This window comes from Phaeobacter sp. 11ANDIMAR09, from assembly GCF_001294455.1.
Classification (GTDB): domain Bacteria; phylum Pseudomonadota; class Alphaproteobacteria; order Rhodobacterales; family Rhodobacteraceae; genus Pseudophaeobacter.
This window is the reverse complement of record NZ_LIKT01000002.1, coordinates 182,209-207,984: the sequence shown is the minus strand read 5'-3', so window position 1 is coordinate 207,984 and position 25,776 is coordinate 182,209. Positions and strand designations below refer to the sequence as shown.

21 protein-coding genes are annotated in these 25,776 nt (G+C 60.5%); 14 read left to right on the top strand and 7 right to left on the bottom strand.

The features are described from left to right. The first annotated feature begins 103 nt into the window (after positions 1–103). Positions 104–3,526 (top strand): indolepyruvate ferredoxin oxidoreductase family protein, encoded by a 3,423-nt coding sequence (locus AN476_RS02480; protein ID WP_054459253.1) that lies wholly within the window; start codon positions 104–106, stop codon positions 3,524–3,526. Between the two features lie 52 nt (positions 3,527–3,578). On the opposite strand, the gene AN476_RS02475 is transcribed toward AN476_RS02480, so the two are convergent. The 3 genes from AN476_RS02475 to AN476_RS02465 form a co-directional block, all read right to left on the bottom strand. Then, the gene (locus tag AN476_RS02475) at positions 3,579–4,244 is read right to left on the bottom strand and encodes a TetR/AcrR family transcriptional regulator (RefSeq protein ID WP_054459251.1); all 666 of its coding nucleotides are present in this window, start codon (positions 4,242–4,244) and stop codon (positions 3,579–3,581) included. A 92-nt stretch (positions 4,245–4,336) separates the two neighbouring features. Next, complete coding sequence (locus tag AN476_RS02470; RefSeq protein WP_054459249.1) at positions 4,337–4,966, bottom strand: glutathione S-transferase family protein; 630 nt, start codon at positions 4,964–4,966, stop codon at positions 4,337–4,339. A gap of 98 nt (positions 4,967–5,064) precedes the next feature. Beyond that, the gene (locus tag AN476_RS02465) at positions 5,065–5,559 is read right to left on the bottom strand and encodes a class I SAM-dependent methyltransferase (RefSeq protein WP_083464200.1); all 495 of its coding nucleotides are present in this window, start codon (positions 5,557–5,559) and stop codon (positions 5,065–5,067) included. 301 nt (positions 5,560–5,860) lie between these two features. Between AN476_RS02465 and AN476_RS02460 the strand changes: the two genes are divergently transcribed. Genes AN476_RS02460 through AN476_RS02440 form a run of 5 tightly spaced genes read left to right on the top strand, consistent with a single transcriptional unit; the run spans position 5,861 to position 13,085 of the window. Next, positions 5,861–7,633 (top strand): ABC transporter ATP-binding protein, encoded by a 1,773-nt coding sequence (locus tag AN476_RS02460; RefSeq protein ID WP_054459247.1) that lies wholly within the window; start codon positions 5,861–5,863, stop codon positions 7,631–7,633. After that, entirely contained in the window at positions 7,626–9,560 is a 1,935-nt protein-coding gene (locus AN476_RS02455; RefSeq protein ID WP_054459245.1) for an ABC transporter substrate-binding protein, read from the top strand. Before AN476_RS02460 ends, AN476_RS02455 begins: the two co-directional genes overlap by 8 nt. Beyond that, complete coding sequence (locus tag AN476_RS02450; protein ID WP_054459244.1) at positions 9,560–10,588, top strand: ABC transporter permease; 1,029 nt, start codon at positions 9,560–9,562, stop codon at positions 10,586–10,588. Before AN476_RS02455 ends, AN476_RS02450 begins: the two co-directional genes overlap by 1 nt. Further along, a complete protein-coding gene (locus tag AN476_RS02445; protein ID WP_054459242.1) occupies positions 10,585–11,739 on the top strand; it encodes an ABC transporter permease in 1,155 nt (384 codons plus the stop codon). Before AN476_RS02450 ends, AN476_RS02445 begins: the two co-directional genes overlap by 4 nt. After that, complete coding sequence (locus AN476_RS02440) at positions 11,736–13,085, top strand: CoA transferase (protein WP_054459240.1); 1,350 nt, start codon at positions 11,736–11,738, stop codon at positions 13,083–13,085. The genes AN476_RS02445 and AN476_RS02440 overlap by 4 nt, the downstream gene beginning before the upstream one ends. Positions 13,086–13,269: 184 nt before the next feature. On the opposite strand, the gene AN476_RS02435 is transcribed toward AN476_RS02440, so the two are convergent. Further along, positions 13,270–15,624 (bottom strand): mechanosensitive ion channel family protein, encoded by a 2,355-nt coding sequence (locus AN476_RS02435; protein ID WP_054459238.1) that lies wholly within the window; start codon positions 15,622–15,624, stop codon positions 13,270–13,272. Between the two features lie 365 nt (positions 15,625–15,989). Between AN476_RS02435 and AN476_RS02430 the strand changes: the two genes are divergently transcribed. The 7 genes from AN476_RS02430 to AN476_RS02400 are packed head-to-tail and all read left to right on the top strand — an operon-like array spanning position 15,990 to position 22,502. Beyond that, on the top strand, positions 15,990–17,216 hold the full coding sequence (locus tag AN476_RS02430; RefSeq protein WP_371257274.1) for a glycosyltransferase family protein: 1,227 nt from the start codon (positions 15,990–15,992) through the stop codon (positions 17,214–17,216). Next, a complete protein-coding gene (locus tag AN476_RS02425) occupies positions 17,213–18,454 on the top strand; it encodes a glycosyltransferase family 4 protein (protein WP_054459235.1) in 1,242 nt (413 codons plus the stop codon). The genes AN476_RS02430 and AN476_RS02425 overlap by 4 nt, the downstream gene beginning before the upstream one ends. Next, on the top strand, positions 18,451–19,539 hold the full coding sequence (locus tag AN476_RS02420; RefSeq protein WP_054459233.1) for a glycosyltransferase family 4 protein: 1,089 nt from the start codon (positions 18,451–18,453) through the stop codon (positions 19,537–19,539). Before AN476_RS02425 ends, AN476_RS02420 begins: the two co-directional genes overlap by 4 nt. Further along, positions 19,536–20,123, top strand: coding sequence for a histidine phosphatase family protein (locus AN476_RS02415; protein ID WP_054459231.1), 588 nt, complete (start codon positions 19,536–19,538; stop codon positions 20,121–20,123). Before AN476_RS02420 ends, AN476_RS02415 begins: the two co-directional genes overlap by 4 nt. After that, complete coding sequence (locus tag AN476_RS02410; protein ID WP_054459229.1) at positions 20,120–21,250, top strand: glycosyltransferase family protein; 1,131 nt, start codon at positions 20,120–20,122, stop codon at positions 21,248–21,250. Before AN476_RS02415 ends, AN476_RS02410 begins: the two co-directional genes overlap by 4 nt. A gap of 14 nt (positions 21,251–21,264) precedes the next feature. After that, entirely contained in the window at positions 21,265–22,029 is a 765-nt protein-coding gene (locus AN476_RS02405; RefSeq protein ID WP_054459455.1) for a polysaccharide deacetylase family protein, read from the top strand. Then, the gene (locus AN476_RS02400) at positions 22,026–22,502 is read left to right on the top strand and encodes a class I SAM-dependent methyltransferase (RefSeq protein WP_054459226.1); all 477 of its coding nucleotides are present in this window, start codon (positions 22,026–22,028) and stop codon (positions 22,500–22,502) included. Before AN476_RS02405 ends, AN476_RS02400 begins: the two co-directional genes overlap by 4 nt. Positions 22,503–22,642: 140 nt before the next feature. Here AN476_RS02400 and AN476_RS02395 read toward each other — a convergent pair whose 3' ends face one another. Beyond that, positions 22,643–23,785 (bottom strand): alpha-D-ribose 1-methylphosphonate 5-triphosphate diphosphatase, encoded by a 1,143-nt coding sequence (locus tag AN476_RS02395; protein WP_054459224.1) that lies wholly within the window; start codon positions 23,783–23,785, stop codon positions 22,643–22,645. A 52-nt stretch (positions 23,786–23,837) separates the two neighbouring features. On the opposite strand from AN476_RS02395, the gene AN476_RS02390 reads away from it, so the two are divergent. Beyond that, positions 23,838–24,533 (top strand): DUF1045 domain-containing protein, encoded by a 696-nt coding sequence (locus AN476_RS02390; protein ID WP_054459222.1) that lies wholly within the window; start codon positions 23,838–23,840, stop codon positions 24,531–24,533. Here AN476_RS02390 and phnN read toward each other — a convergent pair. Then, the gene (gene phnN, locus AN476_RS02385; protein WP_054459219.1) at positions 24,503–25,087 is read right to left on the bottom strand and encodes a phosphonate metabolism protein/1,5-bisphosphokinase (PRPP-forming) PhnN; all 585 of its coding nucleotides are present in this window, start codon (positions 25,085–25,087) and stop codon (positions 24,503–24,505) included. The two genes, AN476_RS02390 and phnN, sit on opposite strands and share 31 nt — an antisense overlap. Further along, the gene (phnL, locus tag AN476_RS02380; RefSeq protein WP_054459215.1) at positions 25,084–25,767 is read right to left on the bottom strand and encodes a phosphonate C-P lyase system protein PhnL; all 684 of its coding nucleotides are present in this window, start codon (positions 25,765–25,767) and stop codon (positions 25,084–25,086) included. Before phnL ends, phnN begins: the two co-directional genes overlap by 4 nt. Positions 25,768–25,776: the final 9 nt, after the last annotated feature.

Sequence of the window (25,776 nt, the reverse complement as noted above, 5' to 3'; positions counted from 1 at the left end):
ACCAGCAATTCAGACAGATCTTTTCACCTCAAGCGAAATATTATGCCTGAACCCTGCGCCCTCCCCGCGCGTCCCAGCATTCCCACCCGCAAGGACCACCAGAATGACCGAGCTGAGCCATGACTTTCGCAGCTACAAACTAGACGACCGCTACGAGCAGACCAAAGGCCGCGTGTTTCTCACCGGCACCCAGGCGCTGGCTCGGGTGATGCTGGATCAGGCCCGGCGGGATCGGTTGGCTGGGATGAACACGGCCGGTTTTGTTTCCGGCTATCGCGGCTCGCCGCTGGGGGCCGTCGATCTGGAGTTCTGGCGCTCGCGGCAACGGATGGAAGACAACCGGGTCACCTTCATGCCTGCAGTGAACGAAGATCTCGGCGCCACCGCAGTGCTGGGGGCGCAGCAGGCCATTCTGGACCCCCATTGCGAGGTCGAAGGCGTCTTTTCCATGTGGTACGGCAAAGGCCCCGGCGTGGACCGGTCTGGCGATGCACTGAAACACGGCAACGCCTATGGCTCCTCTGCTAAGGGCGGCGTCCTGGTGGTTGCCGGTGATGACCACGGCTGTGTCAGCTCTTCGATGCCACACCAGTCTGACGTCGCCTTTATGTCCTGGTTCATGCCGGTACTGAACCCCGCGGATGTCTCGGAGTTTCTGACCTACGGCGAGTATGGCTTTGCCCTGTCGCGCTACTCCGGCACCTGGGTTGGCTTCAAGGCGGTTTCCGAGACCGTTGAAAGCGCGCGTTCGGTGGAACTGCAGACGGATCGTGATTTCATCTACCCTGAGCTACCCGATTACCCCGGCGGGCTGCATATCCGCCGCGCCGATCTGCCCTCGCCGGAGATCGAGACCCGTATCCGCGCCAAGATCAAGGCGGTGCGCGCCTTTGCCGAGGCCAATCCAATCGACCGCCGCATCTACGATATTGACGCGGCCAGTTTTGGCTTTGTCACCACCGGCAAAGGCCATCTGGACCTGATGGAGGCGCTGCGCCTTCTGGGCCTGGACGAGGAAGCCTGCCGCCGTCTTGGCATCGACATCTACAAGGTTGGCATGGTCTGGCCCCTGGCCCGCCCAGAAGCGCTGCGCTTTGTGCGCGGCAAAGAAGAAGTACTGGTTGTCGAGGAAAAACGCGGTATTATCGAGAGCCAGTTCAAGGAGTATTTCTACGACTGGCCCGGTGACAAGCCCAATAAGATGGTGGGCAAATACGACAGCCAGGGCGAACCACTGGTGCCCTGGACCGGTGAGCTGAGTCCGCTGATGCTGGCTCCCATCGTGGCCGCACGTCTGGACACATTCTTCCCCGGCGAAGGCCTCCCCGCCAAGGCCGCCGCGCTGTTGGCCGAGCCGCCCAAACTGGTCAATGTGCCCGGCGCAAATCGCACCCCCTATTTCTGCTCGGGCTGCCCGCACAACACCTCAACCAAACTGCCCGAGGGCAGCGAGGCCAAATCCGGCATTGGCTGCCACGTCATGGCCAGCTGGATGGACCGCGACACCTCGGGCTATGCGCAGATGGGCGGCGAAGGCGTCACTTGGACTGCGGCCTCGCAGTACAATGGCGGCAAACATATCTTCCAGAACCTTGGCGAAGGCACCTGGTATCATTCGGGCTCGCTCGCCATCCGCCAGGCGGTCGCGGCGCGCACCAATATCACCTATAAGATCCTGTATAACGATGCGGTTGCGATGACCGGAGGCCAGCCGGTGGACGGCCCAGTCAGCGTTTTGGGCATCGCCCAGACCTGCCGCGCCGAAGGGGTGCAGCGCATCGCGTTGGTCTCGGACAATATCGACAAATTCAACCGGGGTGACTTTCCGGCAGGGACCACATTCCATGACCGGGCCGATATGGACCTTGTCCAGCGCGAGCTGCGCGAGGTCAAAGGTGTGTCTTGCCTGATCTACGAGCAGACCTGCGCAACCGAAAAGCGCCGCCGCCGCAAGCGTGGCACCATGGAAGACCCCAAGAAGTTTGCCTTCATCAACGATCTGGTCTGCGAAGGCTGCGGGGATTGCTCGATCGAGAGCAACTGCCTGAGCGTCGAACCCAAAGAGACCGCCTTTGGCCGCAAACGCAAGATCAACCTCTCTAGCTGCAACAAAGACTTCTCTTGCCTGAACGGCTTCTGCCCCAGCTTTGTCACCGTTAAAGGCGGTCAGCGGCGCAAGAAACTGCCTGCGGGTCTGGACCGCGACGCTCTGGCGGCAAAGCTACCTGCGCCTGAACTGCCCGCGCTGGACAAACCCTTTGACCTGTTGGTCACAGGCGTAGGCGGCACTGGCGTTGTCACCGTTGGCGCATTGATCACCATGGCGGCACATCTTGAGGGCAAAGGCTCCAGCGTGTTGGACTTTACCGGCTTTGCGCAGAAATTTGGCACCGTGCTCAGCTATATCCGCCTCTCTGCCAGCCCCGACAGCCTGAACCAGGTACGCATTGACCAGGCCGCCGCTGATGCGGTGATTGGCTGTGATCTGGTGGTCAGTTCAGCGCCTAAAGCCTCGGCGCATTACCGCGCAGGTACCCGAATCGTGCTGAACCGCGCCGAGATGCCCACCGGGGATCTGGTGCTGCGCCGTGACGCGGATCTGATGGCCGGGGTGCGCGAGAAGCAAATCGAAGCTGCTGTTGGTCCCGAAAACCTTGATGGTTTCAACGCCAATGAGGCCGCCGAAGCCCTTTTGGGGGATGCGGTTTTGGCCAATGTGATGATGCTTGGCTTTGCTTGGCAGCGAGGGCTGGTTCCGGTCAGCCAGGCGGCGCTCGAACAAGCGATCGAGCTGAATGGCGTGGCCATCGACAAGAACCACCTCGCCTTTACCATTGGTCGCGCCATGGCGGTGAACCCGGAATTGGTGTCGCAGTTCTATTCAGAACAGGCCCAGGAAGAAGACGGCCTGCAAGAGATCATCGACCGTCGCGCGAAGTTCCTTGTAGACTACCAGGACCCCGCCTATGCCCAGCGTTACACGGACATTCTGGAGGGCTTTCGCAGCCTGCTGCCCGATCATGCCAAGGATGAGCTCACCGAGGCCGCGGCACGCTCCCTGTTCAAACTGATGGCCTATAAGGATGAATTCGAAGTTGCCCGCCTGATGACCGGCGCAGGGTTCAAAGAGCAGATCGCGCAAGAATTTGAAGGCGAGTACAGCGTCAACTATCACATGGCGCCGCCCCTGCTGAGCCGAAAGAAGGATGCGCGCGGCCGCCCGGTCAAAAAGCGCTTTGGTCCATGGATGCGTCCTGCGCTGTCGCTGCTGACCCGCGCCAAAGCCCTGCGTGGCAGCCGGTTCAACCCCTTTGGCTATCACGAAGAAGCCCGCCTGCATCGCAGTCTTCTGGCCTGGTATGAGGCCGCGATGCGCTCTGTCACTTCGCAATACAACAGCGAAAAGCATCGCGACTGCCTCAGCATTCTGGAGGCGCCGATGGAAATACGGGGATACGGTCCAGTACGCCTGGAAGCAGCGCACAAGCATCGTGCCAGCGCTGAACGACTGCTGAAAACTCTATAAGATCCTGAAATTGGCCCCTTTGCGGGGCCAATTTTCTGAGATCCGCACCGGGCTAGAGATCCCAATGCTTTTTGGTAAAGACGGCAAATTCGTCCAGTTCCGCAGCACTGGGTTCCTGCCCGGTGAACACTTTCAGATAGTGCGGCGTCATCTCCAACCGGTGGGCATAGCTCTCGTTTGGCTCCGCCATGTCATAGCCCAGCTGCATATAATACAGCACCTTGGCGCGGGTCATGGCTTCTGGCGCGCTGTAGTCATAGCGGATGAACATCTGGGTCAGGGCCTCAACCCGGCGGGCATCAGACCGATCCAGAAGGCTACGCACCTTGCCCGAGCGGCGCGCCCAGTCGCGCACCGCGAAATCCAGAGCTGTGTTGAACAGCGATGGATTGGCGATGCAGTGGAAGATGTTCAAAACCGCGCCTGTGATCGCCTCAGCCGGGGCTTCGGCCCGTTCCACCATGGCGGCGGTATTGGTCTGTTCCCAGGTCTTCAGCAGGGCGTCCAGCAAGTCCTGTCGCGATTTAAAGTACCAATAGAAGGACGAGCGGGACACATTCATCCGCTCGGCCAGGGCCAGTACCTTGACCTGTTCAACCCCATCCGTGATCAGCACGTCCATCGCGACATTGAGCCAGTCTTCCCGCGTGACTTTGACATTGCCGACCAGTGGTTCGGCGCTGGGGTTGTCACGATGTAAGAGCGGCTTAGGGGGCATGGCGGGTTTCTTGCGTTCTGACAGAGTTGCTGCATCCTGCGTACCATAAGGCGGCTTGTCCAGCCTGCAGGTCGATCGGCGGCATGTGTCTCCTAGAGTTGGGCGCTGGGGCGGGATTTGATCGCCTTATACCAGGCCAGGCTCGCGACATTGTCTTCGGGGATGCGCTGCTTGATCACTCGGGCGAACTCAACAAACACAAAGGCCGAGATATCCGCCAGGGTGAAGTCTTCTCCGGCCAGATAGGGGCTCTCGCTCAGGCGTTCCTCGAGCAGTTCAAAGAAACGCTGGGTGCGGGCCAGCCCCCGTACCGCCAACTGCGGCAACTGCGCATAGTTATCGGGGCCGGGAATGGCGCGGTTTTCAAAGGCCGGGTGAGTGTTGCGCAGCGCCTCGGCGATGGGCATGCCGCCCTGTTGCTCAACAATCGAATTCCACATCAGGACCAGGCCCTTTTCATCCGCCGAGCGCCCCATCAGCGCCGGTTCAGGCGTATGGGCCTCCAGATAGGCTGCAATGCCGAGGTTCTCGGTCAGAACGCTGCCTTCGTCGGTGACCAATACCGGAATGGTCGCCCGCGGATTGACCGCCAAAAACGCCGGGTTCAGCTGCTCGCCCTTGGCAATCGAAACATCATGGCTTTCGGGGGTCAGACCCTTTTCTGCCAGAAACATCCGCGCCCGGCGTGGATTGGGTGCGGTGGAACAATCATAAAAAATCATCGGCTGGCCTCCCTGCTCATCGTTTGGTCGCTATCCAGCCTAGGGGCCATCAGCCAGGCTCGGCCAGCGTGACCTGACGTCCCACCCGGTTTGCAGGCTTAACCCTCGCGGCGATAGATAAAGCAGCGTCCCTCAACGGCCTCTGGAGGCAAGGGCATTTCGGTAAGCCCCTCAAAATACATCCGGTCAGAGGAAACCATCAGCCCGCCAACTGCCAGCAGTGGCTCGACCAGAGGTGAAATCAGCCGGGCAAAGGCATCGTTCTTGGCCCGGTTGTGGCCGCCAAGATCCGCATGGATCAGGCTCGCAGTGGCACCAAAGCGCCCCAGCGCGGCTGGCAAGGTCTCGCGCACATCACCCAGAATGGTCAACTCCTCGGGCGGAGTGCTGTCTGGATGCGAGGCCACGGCCCGTTCAAATACATAGAGATCGCGTCCGATGACATTGTGTTTCATGTGGTGATAGGTGCGGCCATTGCCCAGCCCCAGCTCGAACACTGGCCCCGACATCCCTGCGGTCTGGGCGATGCCAAAATCCAGGCAAGCGCGCTGCGACACCATACGGTCGATAAATAGGTCCAATCGCGTGATCATGTCAGCTCTCCTTTGGCATGCCTGCAAAATGGCTGGCGATGCTACAAAGCCAAGGCGCCGGCCTCTTGCTCTGCTTTGTCAGATCCTGCAACAAATGTGTAGTCTTTGCCGTCTATCAGCGGATTGCGGGGGTAAATTGTGGCGCAGCAGTGCCGTTTTATCATTTTTCCTGCAGCTGGACCCCACCGGGACAAATGGGGTTTGACTAGAGCACAGGCCCCGCGCGAAGGTGTGGGCAAAAAAGATCAGGGAAAGACGGGACATTATGACCGGATCACGACATCAACCGGAGCAGCGCTGAATGGCGCCTCTGCTCTCGGTAAAAGACCTCAGCATCGGCTTTGGCAAGGATGACTCCGTCGTGCGCGATGTCAGTTTTGATGTGGCCGCCGGAGAGACATTGGCCTTGGTTGGCGAAAGTGGATCCGGAAAAACCATTTCCTGCCGCGCGGTCCTGCGTATTCTGCCCAAAGCGGCACAGATTCGCACCGGCTCGATCCAGTTTCAGGATGGGGCAAGCTGCAAAGAACTGGTGCATCTCCCAGAGGGTGAGATGCGTGATCTGCGCGGCAACCAAATTGCCATGATCTTCCAAGAGCCGATGCGCTCGTTGTCGCCTCTGCACCGGATTGGCAATCAGGTGTCAGAAGTGCTCTGGTTGCATGGGCGCAAGAGCGAGGCGGAAGCCAAGAAAGAGGTTCTGGCCTGTTTTGAACGCGTTGGATTTCCAGACCCCGAGCGCACCTACAGCTCGTACCCGTTTGAACTGTCAGGTGGCATGCGCCAGCGCGCCATGATCGCCATGGCCATGGTGGCCAAGCCCAAGCTGCTGATCGCAGATGAACCAACCACGGCTCTGGACGTAACCACCCAGGCCCAGGTGCTGGGGCTGATGAAGGAGCTGCAGCGCGATACCGGCATGGCAATGATCCTGGTCACTCATGACCTGGGCGTGGTTGCCAATATGGCCGAACAGGTGGTGGTGATGCATAAGGGCCGCGTGATGGAGGCCGGAGCTGCCGAGCCTCTGCTGTCGGCCCCCGCGCATCCCTATACCCAGGCCCTGATTCAGGCCGCCCCAAAAATTCCCGCTGCCGCGGCCCCCAAAGCGTTGCCCGCAAAAAAGGATCTGATCCTCGAGCTCAAGTCGGTGTCCAAGACCTATAGCATGCGCGCAGGCAAGGGCTGGAAAGCCCCCAGCTTGATCTACGCCTGTCGCGGCATTGATCTGGAACTGCCCCGGGGCAAAACCCTGGCCATCGTCGGCGAAAGCGGTTCGGGCAAGACCACTGCCGCCCGCATCGCCCTAGGAGCAGAACCCCCGGATGAGGGCGGCGAGGTACTGTTTCGCCCCCAACCCGACATGCCCCCTATCGAGGTCCACAGGATGGATCGTGCCGCCCGCACCGCCTTTCAGCGCGAGGCACAAATGGTGTTCCAGGATCCCTATTCCTCGCTCAGCCCGCGGATGCGCATTCTCGATACCATGGTTGAGCCGCTGGAGATCCACCGGATCGGCAACCGCTCAGAACAACGGATCAAAGCAGCGGAAATGTTGCAAATGGTGGGATTGGGGCGCGATATGCTGCAGCGCTACCCCCATGCCTTTTCCGGCGGCCAGCGCCAAAGGCTGTCGATTGCCCGGGCCCTGATGCTCGACCCATCTCTGATCGTCTGCGACGAGCCCACCTCGGCGTTGGATGTTTCGGTACAGGAGCAGATCCTGAACCTTTTGGAAGAGATCCGGGATCAAAGACAACTCTCTTATCTATTCATCAGTCACGACCTGGCCGTGGTGGCCCGGATTGCCGACGAGGTCGCGGTGATGCGGCGCGGGTTAGTGGTCGAACAGGCCAGCCCCGAGACCCTGTTTCACAATCCCCAGCACCCCTACACCAAAGCCCTGATCGCGGCCCAGCCAGAGCCGGACATCCACCGCCCGATCAATCTGGAACTGGTGGCCCAGGGCGCCGGTCGTCCCGAAAATTGGCCTGAACAATTCAGGTTCTCCGGATATGAAGCGCCGCCTCTCACGCCGCTTGCGCCCGGACACAAGGTACGCTGCCATGTTTAAAGCCACCAAAACCGCCCTGGCCCGCTTCTCTCCCCTGCTGCTGGCCTCGGCCCTGATACTGCCCCTACCCGCAGGGGCGGGGCCCAGTTTTGTCGAAAGCAGCTTTTGGCAATCAGAAGTCGACGCCGGCAATCTCCCTGCGATATCTGAGCGTCTGCCAGAGTTGCCGCTGGTGGTGGATCTGGCGGCCAAGGGGCGTGACTTTGGCCTGCAGGGCGGCACGCTCAACACCATGGTCACCCGCTCCAAGGACATCCGGCAGATGGTGGTCTATGGATATGCCCGACTTGTGGGCTATGACGAAGACTACCAACTACAGCCCGATATCCTGCTGGGCTATGAAAACGAAGACAACCGGCGCTACACTCTGAACCTGCGCACCGGCCATCACTGGTCCAATGGTGATCCCTTCACCTCCGCCGATTTTGAATACTGGTGGAAGGACATCGCCAACAATCCAATGCTGAGCCCCGCCGGGCCGCCGGATTTCCTCTATTCCGAAGGGGAGTTACCGAAAGTCAGCTTTCCGGATGCGACCACCGTTGTCTTTGAATGGCAAACCCCGCATCCGCAGTTCCTGCAGAACCTGGCCCAGGCCCGCCCCCCTTTCATCTACCGACCCTCGGCCTATCTCAAACAGTTTCATGCGGATTATGCCGAGGCCGAAACCCTGGCCGAAGAGGTGGATTACGCCCGCGTCAAAAGCTGGGCGGCGCTGCACAATAAATACGACAATATGTACAAATTCGACAATCACGAGCTGCCCACGCTGCAGCCCTGGATCAATGCCACCGCAGGCAAGCGGATCCGGCATCAATTTGTACGCAACCCCTATTACCATCGCGTCGACAGCCGCGGCGTGCAGCTGCCCTATATCGACACGGTCGAGATGGAGATCGTGGCCGGTGGACTGGTCGCCGCCAAATCCAATGCCGGGCAGGCGGATCTTCAGGCCCGTGGTCTTGGCTTTCGCGACATCCCGATCCTGCGCAAAGGCGAAAACGATGGCGGCAATTACCAGACCTACCTTTGGGGCACCGGCGCGGCCTCGCAGATCGCGATTTACCCCAACCTGAATGTCTCGGACCCGGTCTGGCGGAAAGTGCTGCGCGATGTCCGGGTGCGCCGGGCCCTGTCCCTGGCCATCAACCGGGCCGCCATCAACCGGGCACTCTACTTCAAGCTGGCAAAGGCCGGTGCCATGTCGGTGCTGGAGCAAAGCCCCTTCTTTGAGCCTGAATTCCGCGCCGCCTGGGCCTCTTTTGATCCAGAGCTGGCCAATCGCTTGCTGGATCAGGCCGGGCTCACCGAAAAGGATGGCTATGGCATTCGCTATCTGCCTGATGGCCGCCGGATGGAGCTGGTGGTGGAAACCGCTGGTGAACGCCAAGAGGTGGAAAATGCCCTGCAAATCATTACCGATGACTGGAATGACGTCGGCGTCAAACTGATCATGCGCCCGCTGGACCGTGATATTCTGCGCAACCGGGTGTTTTCCGGCACCACCATGGCCTCGGTCTGGTTTGGCTGGGACAATGGACTGCCGCAAGAACACACCTCTCCCGCCTATCTGGCGCCAACGGACCAGGTGTTTCTGGCCTGGCCCAAATGGGGGCAGTATTACCAGACCGGAGGCGCTGCAGGCGAAGCGCCGGATCTGGAGCCCGCCCAGCGCCTGATGGAGCTGTTTCACGCCTGGGAGACCGCCTCAGAGGATGAGACGCGCGCCGCGATCTGGCACGAGATGCTGTCGATCCATGCCGAGCAGGTCTATGGCATCGGCATTGTAGCTGGCGCGCCGCAGCCCGTGGTGGTGTCAAACCGGTTGCGCAATGTGCCAGAGCAGGCCATCTGGGCTTGGGATCCTGGCGCCCATTTTGGCATCTATCGCCCGGATGAATTCTTCTTTCAGGATGGGGATGGCTAATGGAGATTCTACGCTACGCCCTCTACCGCTTTGGCACCATGCTACTGACCCTCTGGGTGGTCTCTATCCTGGTCTTTGTGATCATCAACCTACCACCCGGCGACTACCTGTCGAACCAGATTGCAGAACTGCGCGCCAGTGGCCAGTCCGCCGGGGTGGCCAAGGCCGAATTCCTGCGCAGTGAGTATGCCCTAGATAAACCCCTGTGGCAGCAGTATTTTATCTGGGTTGGTTTCATGCCCGGCCCACATGGTTTTTCCGGTCTGGTGCAGGGCAACTTTGGCTGGTCGTTTGAGTTTGACCGCCCCGTCGCGGAAATCGTCGGCGACAGCCTGTGGCTGACCGTTCTTGTCAATCTGGCAGCCGTTCTGTTTGTCTATGTGGTGGCCTTGCCGCTGGGGGTTCTGGCGGCCGCACGGGCACGCAGCTGGGTGGATTATACCTCTGCATTTGTGGGTTATCTTGGCCTCGCCACGCCAAACTTCTTGCTCGCGCTGATCCTGTTCTACTATGGGCATCGTTGGTTCAACCTGCCCATTGGCGGCCTAATGGACCCCGCCTTTGAGGGCGAGCCTATGGGCTGGGAAAAGGTCAAATCTATTCTCATCCACCTCATCGTGCCGACCTTTGTCATTGGCACCTCCGGGGCTTCGGCCATGATGCAAAGATTGCGCGCCAATATGCTGGATGAGCTGGGCAAACCCTATGTGGAAACTGCGGTGGCCAAGGGCATGTCGCCCTCGCGGATGCTAGCAAAATACCCACTCCGGGTGGCCTTTAACCCCTTTGTCGCCGATATTGGCAACCTACTGCCGGCGATGATTTCCGGCTCAGTTCTGGTTTCGGTCGTGCTGGGGCTGCAGACCATCGGCCCCACTCTGCTCACCGCGCTCAAGACCCAAGACATGTTTCTCTCCGGCTTTGTGCTGATGTTTGTCGCACTGCTGACGCTGATTGGAACGATGATTTCCGATGTGCTGCTGGTCCTGCTGGATCCCCGCATTCGCTATGAGGGGCGTGACGCATGACCCAACTACCCGACGGTCGCTTTGTCGATGATGCGCCCTATGATCCGCAGGCCTCGGTGCTGGAGCTGGAGCGCAAGGATCTGGATGCCCCCAACTGGGTGCTGATCTGGCGCAAGTTCAAAACCCATAAGCTGGGGTTGGTCTCCGGAGCTTTCCTGCTGATCTGCTACCTTCTGCTGCCAGTGGTAGGCTTCATCGCGCCTTATGGCCCCAACCAGCGGATGAGCGAACATCTCTATTCGCCACCACAATCCATCAACCTGTTCCACGAGGGGGAGTTCCTCGGCCCCTTCATCTATCCGATGACCTCCGAGGCGGATCTCGAGACCTTTCAGTGGGTTTTTGAACCCGACTATAACAACCCGATGAAGCTCGATTTCTTCTGCGAGGGCAAGGGCTACAATATCGCCGGGCTGATCCCCTCTGACACCCATCTGTTCTGCGCCCCAGAAGGTGCAACCGTATTTCTATGGGGATCTGACAGATTGGGCCGCGATATCTTCAGCCGCATTCTTTTTGGGGCTCAGCTGTCACTCACGGTTGGCCTGATTGGCATTTCGGTTTCCTTTGTGCTTGGCATCTTCTTTGGTTCGGTTGCGGGGTATTTCGGCGGCAAGATCGACTGGGTCATCAACCGGGTGATCGAAGTCCTGCGCTCCCTGCCGGAGCTGCCGCTCTGGCTGGCGCTGTCGGCGGCGGTGCCCTCCAACTGGTCGCCGGTGGCGGTGTTCTTCATCATCTCGGTGATCCTTGGCATCCTAGACTGGCCCGGACTGGCGCGATCGGTACGGGCCAAGTTCCTGTCCCTGCGTGAAGAAGAATACGTGCGCGCAGCTGAAATGATGGGAGCCTCCTCTGGCCGGGTCATACGCAAACACCTGATCCCCAATTTCATGTCGCATCTGATTGCCTCGGCTACCCTGTCGATCCCGGCAATGATCCTGGGGGAAACGGCACTGTCCTTCCTCGGGCTAGGCCTGCGTGCGCCGGCGGTGAGTTGGGGGGTGATGCTCAATGATGCGCAGAACCTCGCCTCGATCGAGATCTACCCCTGGACCGCGATCCCCATGTTGCCGATTGTGGTGATCGTCTTGGCCTTCAACTTCTTTGGCGATGGGCTCCGGGACAGTCTGGACCCCTATCAGCAATGACCCTTTTGCAAGAATTCCCCAGCCCTGAGAGCTATGAGGTCACGGGCCAAGGGCGCTATGACAGTGCTTTTGCGGTAAGTGAGCTGGCCAATGACAGTTTCGCGGCCGTAGGCCAGCAGCTGGCGCGGTTTATGCAGGCGATGAGACTGAGTGACGAGCGGCCCCCTGTTAGCGTAGACCAGCGCCTTGCTTCGCTTTGGTTTGGCTACAGCTTTGCAGCGCAGGGCTGGAAACTGCCCAGCCTTTGGGATCCGATTGCCGGGAACTACCGATGCAAAGACGGCTGGATACGGCTGCACACCAACCTGCCCCACCATCGCGCAGCCGCGCTGTCAGTTCTGGGCTGCGCCGAAGATCGTGATGCGGTGACTTTGGCGGTCGCATCCTGGGAAGGCGAAGCGCTAGAAACGGATGTAGTAGCCGAGGGTGGAGTTGCCGCCTTTATGCGCAGCCGCGCGCAATGGCTGGCCCACCCACAGGGGCAGGCAGTGGCCGCAGAGCCTCTGGTGCACTGGGGCAGCCTGCGCCCCGTGTCGCTTCGGGATCGCCCCCAGGCCACAGGCACCCGCCCCCTCGCAGGGTTGCGGGTACTGGATCTGACCCGCGTGTTGGCAGGCCCTATCGCGACGCGGACCCTCGCCGGTTTTGGGGCCGAGGTGCTACGGATTGATCCGCCCGGCTGGGATGAGCCCGGCGTCATCCAGGACATTTCCTTGGGCAAATCCATGGCCTGTCTCGATCTGCGCGACGATGCTGGGCTGGCGCGTTTCAAGGACCTTCTGGCCGAGGCCGATGTTCTGGTGCATGGCTACCGCCCCGGTGCTCTGGAGGGGCTTGGGTTGGGTTTGGCCACGCGGGATCTGATTGCCCCCAACCGTATCGAGGTCTGCCTCAATGCCTATGGCTGGACTGGCCCATGGGCCAAGCGACGCGGCTTTGACAGTCTGGTACAGATGAGCGCCGGGATCGCAGATACAGGCGCCAAATGGGCCGGGGCTGATACACCAACTCCGCTCCCCGTTCAGGCGCTGGATCATGCGACGGGCTACATGATGGCTGCCGCTGTCCTAAACGCTCTGACCGCCGCAGCTACAAGTCAACGCGCCGCCAGCGCCCGGCTGTCCCTCGCGCGCATGGCAGAGCAACTGGCTCAGATGCCACAGCGGTTCACCGGCCCAAAGATTGAGGGCAGCAGGCCAGAAGACTTTGGATCTCATATCGAGACCAGCAGTTGGGGCCCCGCTTTGCGGCTGCGCCCTGCTCTGGAAGTCGGCACCACCCAGATGCACTGGGATAGCCCCGCGCAGGCCTGCGGCAGCGCGCCCGCCCGCTGGTCAGACGCCTAGGGACAGTTGCGCAAAGCTCACCGCTCTTCAACGAAGCCTACACTTCTCTCCCCGCGCTCGCCGGGCCGCAGGCCCGGCGCCCGGCCCAACGCCAATCGATGCGCGTTAGCGGATCGCCTTGGGGGCGGGAGCTCTCCCTTTGCCTGAACACACCAGCTACACGACAGCATAAAGCCCCTTTGAGTTACCGGTCGTCACCGCCCCCCTCATTGACGTCCAGCATATCCTCGTCGATCGCAGCCTGCACCGCACCCGTAAGAGCTTCTCTCTGTTTAGGCGGCAAATCATCCGCCTGATCTTCAGCAAGACGCACAGTAACTTCGCGATGGGCGAACTTGATCCCTTCGCGGGCAAAGAGTTCGCGGATTTCATGGTAGACCTTCTTGCGCACCAGCCATTGATCGCCAGGCTTGGTCATGAATTTGACCCGGATGATCATCGCAGAATCCTGCATCTCGATCACACCCTGCGACTTCAAAGGCTGCATAAAGCTCTCGCCTATCACTGGATCGCTCAGCAGGCTCTGGCCCAGTTTCTTGATCAGCTTGCGGACCTTTTCGACATCGGTATCATAGGTCACCCGCAGTGGCAGTTTCATCATCACCCAATCACGCGAATAATTGGTCAGCACCTTGATTTCACCAAAGGGAATGGTGTGCAGCGCGCCCAGATGATGGCGCAGCTGAAAGGAACGCACCGAGATCTTTTCAACTGTGCCTTTGACGTCGCCAATGTCGATGTATTCCCCTTTGCGAAAGGCATCATCCAACAGAAAAAACGCACCAGAAAAGATATCGCGCACCAGGGTTTGCGATCCAAATCCTACCGCCAGGCCAACAACACCAGCACCGGCAAACAGCGGGCTGACATTCACCCCCAGTTCCAGCAGCACAATGAGCACAATCGACACCAACACCACGGCCAGAATGACACCGCGAAACAGTGGCAACAGGGTGGCAAGTCGGCTCGCCCCGCCATGGCCCCCTTCATCCCCCAGTTCGGCCTCCGGCAGATCCCCGACTTCCTCGTCTATCTTGCTGTCGATCCAAATTCGCGAAGTGTGATAGACGATGTAGCCCAGGAACAGGATGACAACCACATCAATGCCGCGCTCGGCAGCTGTGGTCTCCATCCAGTTGGCCTCGGGCGTCCAGACAATGACCAGAGCGTAGGCGCCAACCAGAAAGGCGAGAATCCCGGCAACCCGACGCGCCAGATCCTCAAAAGTGGCGATCCTGTATCCCTGGTTCTGGGACATGGTCTTGATCTCATCCTCCGAGATCTCTGCCATGGCCCCATCCTCGCCGGGCTCCCCCGCGCCTACGCTCGGAACCGGATCCAGGATTTCTGGTCGGCGGCGACGATAGCTAAAGGCCTCAATGCCGTAGTTAATAACTCCGTAGACCACCAGGATCGAGGTCAGCACCATATAGGTTCCCGCCATCAGCGGCACCGACATGTCGCGTTCTAAAACCAGATCAAAGGCCAGCTCCAGCCAGCCAAAGACGATATAGACCGCCACCGTCGGCGCCCAGACCATGGAGAGGACTTTGAGCAGCCAGGAGCAGTCTTCCTTGGGGCGTCCCGCCCGAATGGCATGGGTGATGGCCCGCGCATTGAGCGCCAGCAAAACCAGGCTACCCAACGCCCCAACCAAGGCCAGCAGCCCATAGACCAGCGCATAGACATTGTAGTTCAGCCCAAAATCACCCACCCAGGTGGCGAAGATCAGAGAGAAGATATCATAGGTCGCCAACAAAGAGGCCGAGTAGTAAAGCCGCTTGGCGTCACGGTCCGAAAATACCGGCATACGATACTGGCTGAGATAGGGAGACAAAACCATCCGCCACAGGTCTGAGACCACGCTTGCCACAAAGAAGGCCGTGTAGATCGCAGTCACGGTAAACTCGATGGAGCTATCGTTTGATGCACCAAAAATTAGATAGGAAATCAGCAGCGCAAAGACCATCGCAAAGATGGTTCCCAAGACCCCCATAAAGAAGCGGTAAACCAGGAAAGGCATCTTCTCATAGTAACCTTCCGGGTCCGCCTTGATCCGGGCCACCACATAGCGTTTGGCGATCCGTTTGCCATAGATCTCAACCGAGAGCCAACGCCCGATCAATAGGAACAACAGACTCCAACCCAGGACTTCGACATAGGTCATGATCCGCCCGTCCGGGCTGGTTTGCCGCAGGACATAATTCATTTCGAAAATCGAATAAGGCAATGCTTCCAGACGGCTTCTCAACTCCTGGCGAAAGGACTGGAACTCCGACTGCGCCTTCATCAGCGAGGAATGCCCATCCATCGGCGATGAGTCAGCGCGCGGCGGCGTGGCGGCTGCCCCCGTGACAGAGCCGCTGCCATCGACAATGATCACCCCCAACCCGCTTTCGGCTGCCAATTCCACTGCGCGGGCTACCGGGTCACTCGCAGCTTCCTCAGTCTCCTGGGCACTCCCGGTCTCTGGGATCACCATGCTGGTGAAAAGCAATACAAGACCCAAACAGAGTGTCTGAAGAAAACGATGAATCATAACTGAAAGGCTCCGAACAAAGATTGCTTCACGGTAACGATAAGCCCCCGTATTCGCAATTAAACAGATAATTAAACAGATAAGGTGAAACCCAGCGGGGGTTTGTTGCCAGAAACTGGGGCCCCCGAACGCCACATCAGGCGCCCGTTTTGTCATCAATGCTGTGCCCATCCTTGCCAAAAGGCGGCTTCAGTGTGCTCGAGTTTCAAGTCAGGCCAGAGCGGCGAGAAAGCGCCATCCATAGGGGCAGATCCGCCTCAGACCTGCCATTTCCCTCAAATTCGGGTGTTTGAAAGGTTAACCCTCTTGATTTCAGCACTTTCCTATTGCACCACCCAATCTGTAGTACAGCTGCAGGCTAGCCCATGACATCGACCACAGATCTCTCTCGCGAGCGGAACCAAAATCAACGCGGCCCCAGGGTAATGCTGTACAGTCATGACACATTCGGGCTGGGTCACCTGCGTCGCTCTCGTGCTCTGGCAGGTGCGATCACCGCCGCGGACCCTTCGGCTTCAGCCTTGATTCTGACCGGCTCGCCTGTGGCGGGGCGTTTTGCCTTTCCCACCCGGGTTGACCATATGCGCCTGCCCGGCGTGATCAAGCGTTCCGACGGCAGCTATGCCTCGCGCACCATGGGCATGAGCATTGAGGAAACCACCGAATTGCGCAGTGGCCTGATCCGCTCAATGGCCGAGCAATATGACCCCGATGTACTGATCGTCGACAAAGAGCCAACCGGGTTTCGCGGGGAGCTGCTACCAACGCTGAAACTGCTGACAGAAGAAGGGCGCACCAAACTGGTTCTGGGGCTACGCGATGTGCTGGACGAGCCCGAGGTGCTTGCGGCGGAATGGAACCGCAAAGAAGCGATCCAGGCCACCGAGAATTACTATGACGAGATCTGGGTCTATGGGCTGGCATCAATCTATGATCCGACCCAGGGGCTCAACCTCAGCAAGGCCACCCAGAACCGCATGTATTGGACTGGCTATCTGCGGCGCGATCTTGGCGCCTGGGATGATCCGCCCGAGCAGCCCTATGTGCTGATCACCCCCGGCGGAGGCGGCGATGGCGCCATGATGGTGGATCTGGTGCTCTCGGCCTATGAGCAGGATCCAAACCTGTCGCCCCGCGCCGTTCTGGTCTATGGCCCTTTCCTATCGGGCGAAACCCGTGAAGCTTTTGAAACCCGCGTCGCGGCGTTGAATGGGCGTGTCACCGCCGTCGGCTTTGAATCCCGTATCGAGACCCTGTTTTCAGGGGCACAGGGCGTTGTCTGCATGGGCGGCTACAATACCTTCTGCGAGGTGCTCTCCTTTGACAAACCCGCCGTCATCGTGCCCCGCACCACGCCGCGCCTGGAACAATGGATCCGCGCCAGCCGCGCCGAAGAGCTGGGTCTGGTTTCCATGCTGGACGAGCAACGCGATGGTTGGACCCCCCAGGCCATGACCAAAGCGATCCGCGCTCTGGCCGAACAAAAGCCCCCCTCAGCGGCCTTCTCCGAAGGCCTGCTCGACGGGCTCGACTGCGTCACGCGCCGCGTTGCCTCCCTGTTGCAGGACCTGCCAAGAAAGGCCGCCGAATGAGCCAAGACCATCCTAACCTTGCGGTATTGGTCAAAGGCTGGCCCCGGCTCTCCGAGACCTTTATCGCGCAGGAGCTGGTCGCCCTAGAAGAGGCCGGTCAGAGTTTCGAGATCTGGTCGCTGCGCCATCCCACCGATGTGAAACGCCATCCGCTGCATGACAGGTTGCAGGCCAAGGTGCGCTACCTGCCGGAATATCTGTATCAGGAACCTGACCGTGTCTGGGCAGCGCGCGCTGCGGCGCAGGCCCTGCCTGGCTACGCTGAGGCCTATCGTATCTGGCGCGCCGATCTGGCGCGTGATCCCAGCCGCAACCGCATTCGCCGCTTTGGCCAGGCCTGCGTGCTGGCCGCCGAAGCCCCCGCCGAAGTGCTGGGGTTTTATGCGCATTTCCTGCACACACCCTCGTCCGTGGCCCGCTATGCGGCAATCATGCGCGGGCTGCCCTGGAGCTTTTCCGCTCATGCCAAGGACATCTGGACGTCCCCAGAATGGGAGCTGCGCGAAAAACTCTCGGCGGCGCATTTTGGCGCAAATTTTGGCGCAACCTGCACAGGTTTTGGTGCCAAACACCTGCAGGATCTTGCCAAAGGCACCCCGGTTGACCTGATCTATCACGGCTTGGATCTGGCCCGTTTCCCCGAACCACCCTCTCGAAGCTGGCGGCAGGCAAAGGATCCTCTCAAACTGATGTCCGTTGGCCGCTTGGTTGAGAAAAAAGGTTTTGACCGGCTGATCGCCGCCTTGGCCCTGTTGCCGCAGGATCTTGACTGGCACTGGACCCATATTGGCGGCGGCGGATTAAATGATCTACTGCAGGACATGGCTGAGGACGCAGGCGTCGCCCAACGCATCACTTGGCGCGGTGCCTGTGATCAGCCTGAGGTCATTGAAGCCATGCGCGCCTCTGATCTCTTTGTCCTGCCCAGCCGGATCGCAAAGGATGGCGATCGTGACGGCCTGCCCAATGTGCTGATGGAGGCGGCTTCGCAATTGCTGCCGATCCTGTCGACGCCGGTCTCTGCCATCCCTGAGTTCATCGACAGTGGCACCCATGGGTTGCTCAGTAAAGATGACCCGCAGGCGCTGGCGAATGCGATCCTGTCCCTGGCGCGCAACCCCAACATGGCGCAGGAGATGGCCGAGGCCGCTCTGGAGCGTCTGCGGCGCGATTTCGGCATGGATCCCGGCATTGCGCAGCTGGTGATCCGACTGGATGCCATGCTGCAGGGCTCATGAGCAGCAAGGCCCCCAAAAGGATCGCCTTTTATGCGCCGATGAAATCGCCGCGCCATCCGGTGCCCTCGGGCGATCGGGAAATGGCCCGCAACCTGATCGCGCTGCTTGCAACAGGTGGCGCCGAGGTCGATCTGGTGACCGAGCTGAAGATATTCGACAAGACAGGCGATGCCGCGCTCCAGTCACGGCTGCGGGACAAGGCCGACCAGGAAGTGCGTCGACTGACCGCAGACATGCCGCCCGTGGATCTCTGGGTGACCTATCACAATTACTACAAAGCACCGGATCTGATCGGCCCCCAGGTGGCACGCGCCCGTGGTATCCCTTATGTGCAGATCGAAAGCACTCGGGCTTCGCGTCGTCTGATTGGCCCCTGGGCTGGCTTTGCTCAATCCGCCCATGACGCAGCTGATACGGCCTCGGTGATTTTCTATCTTACGGCCAATGATCTCATCACGCTGGAACGCGACAAGCACACAGACCAAACCCTGGTCAGCCTGCCTCCCTTTCTGCCGCTGGACACCATGCCGCGGGCCAGCACTCTGGATGGCCCCATGTTAAGCGTCGGTATGATGCGCCAAGGGGATAAACTGGCCTCCTATCAGATCATCGCCGATAGCCTGCAAGGGCTGCAAGGCGACTGGCACTTGCAGATCGCCGGGGACGGCCCGGCCCGAGCGGAGGTCGAGGCCTTGATGATCCCCTATGGCCAGCACGTCACCTTTCTGGGGCAATTGTCGCGCGCGGAACTAACCAAAGCCTATGAAAGCGCTAGTCTGTTCTTCTGGCCCGGCGTCAACGAAGCTTTTGGCATGGTCTATCTGGAAGCCCAAAGCCACGGGCTGCCCGTGGTGGCCCAGGACCGCCCCGGCATGCGAGATGTTCTGGCACCAGGGCAATACCCCGCAGTGACCCAGGGCGCAGAGGCTCTCTCAGAGCGGCTGAACCGGCTGCTTTCAGCCCCTGATCTGCGACAAAAACTAGGCACCGAAGCCCGTGACCGGGTTGCCAGTCGTCACCTCGCCCCAGCCGCCAGCGCGCGTTTTTGGTCCGCTGTCACCCCCTTGCTCGAGGACAGCCGATGATCCGCCTTGCTCTTTTGCGCCACGGCCATACCGCCTGGAACCGCGCCGGTCAGATCCAGGGCCGCAGCGATATCCCACTCGATGACGCCGCCCGTGCAGAGCTGGCACAGTTTGCCCTGCCCAGGCCCTGGGATCAGGCCGCGCTCTGGTCCAGCCCGCTGTCACGCGCTGTAGAGACCGCTGAACTGGTTGCAGGCCAGCCTCCTAAAACCGCGCCAAACCTCACAGAGATGTTCTGGGGCGATTGGGAGGGCAAAAAGGGCCTGGAGCTGAAAGGCACCCCCAACAGCGGCTTTCGCGATATCGAACAGTGGGGCTGGGACTACCGCCCGCCTGGGGGTGAAACCCCGGCAGAGGTCTGGGCGCGGATCAAACCCTGGATCGCCAGTCTGGAGCATGACACCATTGCGGTCTGCCATATCGGCATCATGCGAATGATCCTGGCTCGGGCCTATCACTGGAATTTTGACGGACCCGCGCCGTTCCGCATCAAACGCAACCGTCTGTTTGTCGTCGAAATCGACGGCGATAGCCTTACTCCCTGGACCGAGCCCCTGCGCCTGTTGAAAAGAGACATGCCATGAAGGTCATGATTGTCGTCACGCATCTGCTGGGCACCGGGCATCTGTCGCGGGCACTGACCCTAGGGCGCGCTTTTCAACAGGCTGGTGACCAGGTGCAGATTCTGTCCGGCGGCTTCCCGGCCCCACAGCTCGACACCACCGGACTTGACCTGCTGCAGCTGCCGCCGCTGCGCTCGGATGGGGTGAATTTCACCCAGCTTTTGGATGAAAAGGGCGCATTGACCACTGACAGCTATCTCCAGCAACGCCAGGCCATGCTGTGCCAGGCCCTAGAGCAGCTGGTCCCCGATGTGCTGATCACCGAGCTCTACCCCTTTGGCCGCCGCATGCTGCGCCATGAGTTTCTCGCCCTTTTGCGCGCGGCCAAGGCGCAGCCCAAACCGCCCAAGATATTGGCCTCTATCCGCGACATTCTGGCGCCGCCCTCCAAGCCGGAAAAGGTGGAAAAAGCGGATCGGGTGATCGCGGAATTCTATGACGGCGTGCTGGTTCATTCCGACCCACAGGCCACCCGGCTTGAGCTCAGTTGGCCCGTCTCTGAGATGCTCGCGGCAAAGCTGCATTACACCGGCTTTGTTGCCCCCGCGGCGGCCGGACCACACCCCCTTTCCGAAGGGCACGGTGAGATCCTTGTCAGCGCCGGGGGCGGCAGTGTCGGGGATGAAATCTACCTCTGTGCGCTGGCCGCCGCCCGGCAGATGCCTGGTCGCAACTGGCGCCTGTTGGTGGGCGGCAGCGATGCCAGGGCTCGAATTGCGCAGCTGTCCCAAGTCGACTCTCCTGCCCGGCTCGAAGCCACACGTCCCGATTTTCGCCAGATGCTCACCCATGTTGCCGCCTCGGTCAGCATGTGCGGCTATAACACCGCGCTGGACCTGCTGCAGGCGGAAACCCCGGCGGTGCTGATCCCCTTTGATGCCGGCAAAGAGGTCGAGCAAGGCCTGCGCGCCAAAAGCCTGGCGCCGCTGGCAGGCTTTGAAACCCTCCGCACCGCTGAGCTCACCCCGGAAGGGATGATTGACGCAGTCGAAAAAGTGCTCGCCGCTCCGCGCCGCAGCGCCGACCGCTTTCAGTTTGACGGCGCGCGGCGGGCGGTTGAAATTGCCCATGATCTGGCAGGAGCATAGAGATGAGCACAGGCATGGCCCCCGATTGGGCACCGCTTGAGGCGGAACTGGCAAAATGGCAGTCAGCAGATCTGCGCCTGCCGCTGTGGTGGCGCGATGACGATGCCGTTGAACCCACGCCGCAGCTGGAACGTCTTTGCTCGCTGGCACGCGACTTGGGAGTGCCGGTGCATTTGGCCGTGATCCCTGCCGCAGTTCAGACGGAGCTGGCGAGCTATGTGGCACAACATGCTGAGCTGATCCCAGTGGTGCACGGCTGGGCACACCTCAATCACGCCTCCAAGGGCGAGAAAAAATGCGAGTTCCCCGCTCAGCGCCCCAGGCAGGTCTCCTTGGAGGACATGCAGCGAGGGCTTAGCCGCCTTCAGCAAGTCTTCGGAACGCGACTGGGGGCGATGTTTGTTCCCCCCTGGAACCGCATTGCGTCAGACCTGGTGCCCGCGCTTGCCGATCTCGGCTTTGCCGCCCTGTCCACCTTTACACCACGCCAGGCCGCCTTTGCCGCGCCGGGTCTGGCACAGATCAACACACATCTCGACCCCATCGACTGGAAAGGCAGCCGCTCGCTGGTGGCACCAGAGCACTTGATTGCGCAGGTCTGCGGTCAGCTGCGCGACCGCCGCAAGGGCACCGCAGACAATACCGAGCCCTATGGTATTCTCACCCATCACCTGGTGCATGATGACGCCATCTGGGGCTTTACCGAAGCCCTGATCAGCCGGCTGATGCAGGGGCCGGGGCGGGTTTGGAACTTTGACACAAAGGACGATTTGACATGAGCCGATTGGATTCGATGCTGCGCCGCTTTACCGCCCAACGCGATGGGTTGAACTGGGCCGCAGCCGAAATCGCCGGGGTGTCCGGCGATGTGCTGGACATGGGGCTGGGCAATGGCCGCACCTATGATCACCTGCGTGAGATCCTGCCAGAGCGCCGCGTTTGGGTCATTGACCGGGTGTTGCAATGTCACCCCTCCTGCGTCCCACCCGAGGAGGATTTCCTGCAGGGGGAGGCGGAACCTATGCTGAATCGCCTGGCAGCGGAGGGGCACAAAATTGTGCTGGCCCACTATGATTTTGGCTTTGGCGTCAAAGAACAGGATGTGGCCGAGGCCGCAGCCATGTCGCCGGTGATCGCATCCGTTATGGCCAAAGGCGGAATCGTTGTTTCGGGGCAGCCTCTGGTAGGGTTTGAAGAACTCAAAGGTCCGGAAGGCATCCCAGAGGGTCGCTATCTTTTCTATCGAGCCTGATCCTTTTGGTTTCAAAGTCGAGAAAGCCCCCCGGACCAGGGTCCAGGGGGCTACCAGGATCCAGAGGGCTTTCGTTTCAGAAACAACTGAAGGCGGCCCCGCTTTCAAGCAGTAGAAATCAGGCTGGGATCAATCCAGGATCAGGCCACACGCTGCCCGCGCGCCCAGGTGCTGCGCAGCGCAGGCGTACCCTCGATCAGTTTGAAGCGGATCAGATCAGCGCGTTTCCCGACCTGCAGGCGGCCGCGATCTGACAGTTCAACAGCATCTGCCGGCGCCAGAGTAACCGTGGACAAGCCGCGGGCCAAATCCCCCCAGATCTCGCCCAGTTTGACCGCAGACATCAGCAGCGCTGCCGGCACGTAGTCGGAGGAGACAATGTCCAACAGTTCCAGCTCTGCGAGCTCTTGTGCTGCAACATTGCCAGAATGCGACCCCCCCCGGATCAGGTTCGGCGCCCCCATCATCACCTTGATATTATGGGCATGGCAGGCGCGTGCCGCCTCGACTGTGGTGGGGAATTCCGCCAGGTGAATCCCATGATTGGCAGAGGTCGCGACTTGTTCGGCCGTGGTATCATCATGGCTCGCCAAGACAGCACCAAAGCGTTTTGCCGCTTTGACCGCCTCGACCTCATGCAGATCGCCATGGGCTTCGCGCAGGGATTTCAAATGTGCAACATGGTCCTGAAACTCCGCGTCATTAAAGCCATGCTTGCCTTTGACATAGGCTTCCAGCTTGGAAATGTCGCGGAACTGGCGCTGTCCTGGCGTGTGGTCCATCAAAGACACGAGCCCTACGCGGTCCTCTTCCCCAAAGGCGTTCAGCTCCTCAACCAGCGTATCCGAGCAGACTTCAGCCCGCAGATGCAGGAAGTGCGAAATCTTCAGCGCATCCGAGGCCCGCAGCTCCAACAGTTCGCTTGCCAGCCCGCGCGCATAAGAGCCATAGCGGCTTTCCTTACGGCTGACAGAGCCAACCCGCATGGCATCAAAAACGGTTGTAATGCCGGTGCCAGCCAGTTCGGCGTCATGCGCCATGATGGCCGCCGCATGGGGCCAGTCCACCGAGGGGCGTGGCTGAATATGACGTTCGAGATTATCGGTGTGCAACTCGACCAGACCTGGGCTCAGATAGTCCCCCTCCAGATCCAGCGCCCCGGTGGGCACCGAAGATCCGCTGGCAATTTCGGCAATCTCGCCATCAACAAGTTTCACGCTGCCACGCAGGGTTTCGCCGGGCAGAACCAGGGTGGCATTGGCAAGGATCAATTCATCTGTCATCTGAGCTTCACAACTTTCGAGCTATAGGAACGGCCACGTATAGGAGGCCAATGTGACATTCACGCGATACGCGATTTATTTTGCCCCCCCGGCAGATGCCGAGTGGAGCCAGTTTGCGACCCAATGGCTGGGCTGGGATATGGAGCGTGGTCGCCCCGTCACCCAGCCGGAAATGCCGGATCTGGACATGGCAGCGATCACCCAGGTGCCGCGCAAATACGGGCTGCATGCGACGATAAAGCCGCCGATGCGTCTGGCGCCGGGCACAGATCTGGAGGCCCTGCAGGAGGCCTGTGCCGCTTTGGCAAAGCGCCAGGCTCCCGTGAGCCTGGAGGGCCTGCATCTGGCCCGGCTGGGCCGGTTTCTGGCGCTGCGTGTCACCGGAGACGAGAGTGCGCTCAACGCCCTGGCCAGTACCTGCGTGCGGGATCTCGACCCCTTTCGCGCTCCTGCCAGCCAGGCCGAGCTCGAGAGGCGCCGGGCCGCGCGTCTGACCGAGGGGCAAGAGGCCAACCTGACACTTTGGGGATACCCCTATGTGATGGCGGATTTCCGGTTTCACATCACCTTGAGCGGCAAGTTGCCAAAACAGGATCTGCCCGCCGTGGAAGCCGCACTGGAAACGCATCTGGTTCCGCGGTTGCCGCATCCCTTCGAGATCCGTGATCTGGCTCTGGTCGGCGAGGACAGCGACGGGCGTTTCCACATGATCCACCGCTATGCCCTCACCGGATCAGCCAGCGCATAAATTGCTGCTCTGGCCGCTGTGACCGCATCCGCCAGGTCTCGCGAGTTATCGATCTGGTACAGGCGACGGAGCCCCGCAGGCAGGGGCTTTGAGGCGCGGGCAAGGCGACGCTGCACCTCAGCAGCGTCCTCGCGCCCGCGCCCGGTCAACCGCTCTGCCAGAACCTGCGGGCTGGCAGTGACCGACAGTACGATGAAATCCCCAAAGATCTCCTGTGCCTGCAACAAAACCGCACGGGAGAGATTAACCAGAACCCCCTGCCCTGCGGCCCGTAGATCCTCGATGCTGCGGGGGATACCGTACTGCAGCCCATGGGCCGGCCAGTGCAGCGCAAACTGTCCGGCCGCCGCTCTTTGGGCAAAATCCTCCTCGCTGACGGCATCATAGTCCTCTCCGCCGGCCTCGGGCGGGCGGGTCACCACCCGGCGCATCAGACAAAGCTTGGGATCCATCGCTGCCAGGGCCTCCATCAGACTGTCCTTGCCGACGCCCGAGGGGCCGACCACGGCAATGACTGGCCCTTTGTCTGACTTTATGTTTGCGCTGGCGCTCATGCTGCCACCTGAGGCGAAAAGGCCGAGACATCCACAAAACTGTCGCAGACCTGATCGCGCGCTGCCTCGTCGTGGAAAATGCCGATAATGGCAGCCCCGCGCGCCTTGGCGCCCTCGATGAGGCGCAGCACCGTGGCGCGGTTCTGCGCATCCAGACTGGCGGTTGGCTCATCCAGCAAAAGCGCCGGATAATCATATGCAAAGCCACGGGCGATATTCACCCGCTGCTGCTCGCCGCCAGAAAAGGTCGTCGGGCTCAGGCTCCAGAGCCGCTCTGGGATATTCAGCTCGGCCAGAAGGCTGGCGGCCTTGTCCCGCGCCTGGTCCTGTGGTGTTCCAACCGCCAGAAGCGGCTCGGCAACCACATCCAGCGCAGGCACCCGGGGCACTACCCGCAGGAATTGGCTGACATAGCCAAGGGTCTCGCGGCGCAGCGCAATAATCTGGCGCGGCTCAGCCTGGGCCACATCCAGATCGCCCACCATGACCCGACCAGAGGCGGCCAGGTAGTTGCCATAGATCAGCCGCATCAAGGTGGATTTCCCCGCGCCCGAAGCACCAACCAAGCCGACGCATTCCCCGGCATTGACCCGCAGATTAACCCGCTCCATCACCGGGATCACCGCACTGCCTTGGTTGTGCAGGGTGAAACTCTTGCTCACGTTTTCAAGTTCAATCATCTTCTTTGT

Bases quoted from the DNA above. Each gene is read 5' to 3' on its own strand.
- AN476_RS02480 (WP_054459253.1), top strand. From the start codon at position 104: ATGACCGAGCTGAGCCATGACTTTCGCAGCTACAAACTAGACGACCGC.
- AN476_RS02475 (WP_054459251.1), bottom strand. From the start codon at position 4,244: ATGCCCCCTAAGCCGCTCTTACATCGTGACAACCCCAGCGCCGAACCA.
- AN476_RS02470 (WP_054459249.1), bottom strand. From the start codon at position 4,966: ATGATTTTTTATGATTGTTCCACCGCACCCAATCCACGCCGGGCGCGG.
- AN476_RS02465 (WP_083464200.1), bottom strand. From the start codon at position 5,559: ATGATCACGCGATTGGACCTATTTATCGACCGTATGGTGTCGCAGCGC.
- AN476_RS02460 (WP_054459247.1), top strand. From the start codon at position 5,861: ATGGCGCCTCTGCTCTCGGTAAAAGACCTCAGCATCGGCTTTGGCAAG.
- AN476_RS02455 (WP_054459245.1), top strand. From the start codon at position 7,626: ATGTTTAAAGCCACCAAAACCGCCCTGGCCCGCTTCTCTCCCCTGCTG.
- AN476_RS02450 (WP_054459244.1), top strand. From the start codon at position 9,560: ATGGAGATTCTACGCTACGCCCTCTACCGCTTTGGCACCATGCTACTG.
- AN476_RS02445 (WP_054459242.1), top strand. From the start codon at position 10,585: ATGACCCAACTACCCGACGGTCGCTTTGTCGATGATGCGCCCTATGAT.
- AN476_RS02440 (WP_054459240.1), top strand. From the start codon at position 11,736: ATGACCCTTTTGCAAGAATTCCCCAGCCCTGAGAGCTATGAGGTCACG.
- AN476_RS02435 (WP_054459238.1), bottom strand. From the start codon at position 15,624: ATGATTCATCGTTTTCTTCAGACACTCTGTTTGGGTCTTGTATTGCTT.
- AN476_RS02430 (WP_371257274.1), top strand. From the start codon at position 15,990: ATGACATCGACCACAGATCTCTCTCGCGAGCGGAACCAAAATCAACGC.
- AN476_RS02425 (WP_054459235.1), top strand. From the start codon at position 17,213: ATGAGCCAAGACCATCCTAACCTTGCGGTATTGGTCAAAGGCTGGCCC.
- AN476_RS02420 (WP_054459233.1), top strand. From the start codon at position 18,451: ATGAGCAGCAAGGCCCCCAAAAGGATCGCCTTTTATGCGCCGATGAAA.
- AN476_RS02415 (WP_054459231.1), top strand. From the start codon at position 19,536: ATGATCCGCCTTGCTCTTTTGCGCCACGGCCATACCGCCTGGAACCGC.
- AN476_RS02410 (WP_054459229.1), top strand. From the start codon at position 20,120: ATGAAGGTCATGATTGTCGTCACGCATCTGCTGGGCACCGGGCATCTG.
- AN476_RS02405 (WP_054459455.1), top strand. From the start codon at position 21,265: ATGGCCCCCGATTGGGCACCGCTTGAGGCGGAACTGGCAAAATGGCAG.
- AN476_RS02400 (WP_054459226.1), top strand. From the start codon at position 22,026: ATGAGCCGATTGGATTCGATGCTGCGCCGCTTTACCGCCCAACGCGAT.
- AN476_RS02395 (WP_054459224.1), bottom strand. From the start codon at position 23,785: ATGACAGATGAATTGATCCTTGCCAATGCCACCCTGGTTCTGCCCGGC.
- phnN (WP_054459219.1), bottom strand. From the start codon at position 25,087: ATGAGCGCCAGCGCAAACATAAAGTCAGACAAAGGGCCAGTCATTGCC.
- phnL (WP_054459215.1), bottom strand. From the start codon at position 25,767: ATGATTGAACTTGAAAACGTGAGCAAGAGTTTCACCCTGCACAACCAA.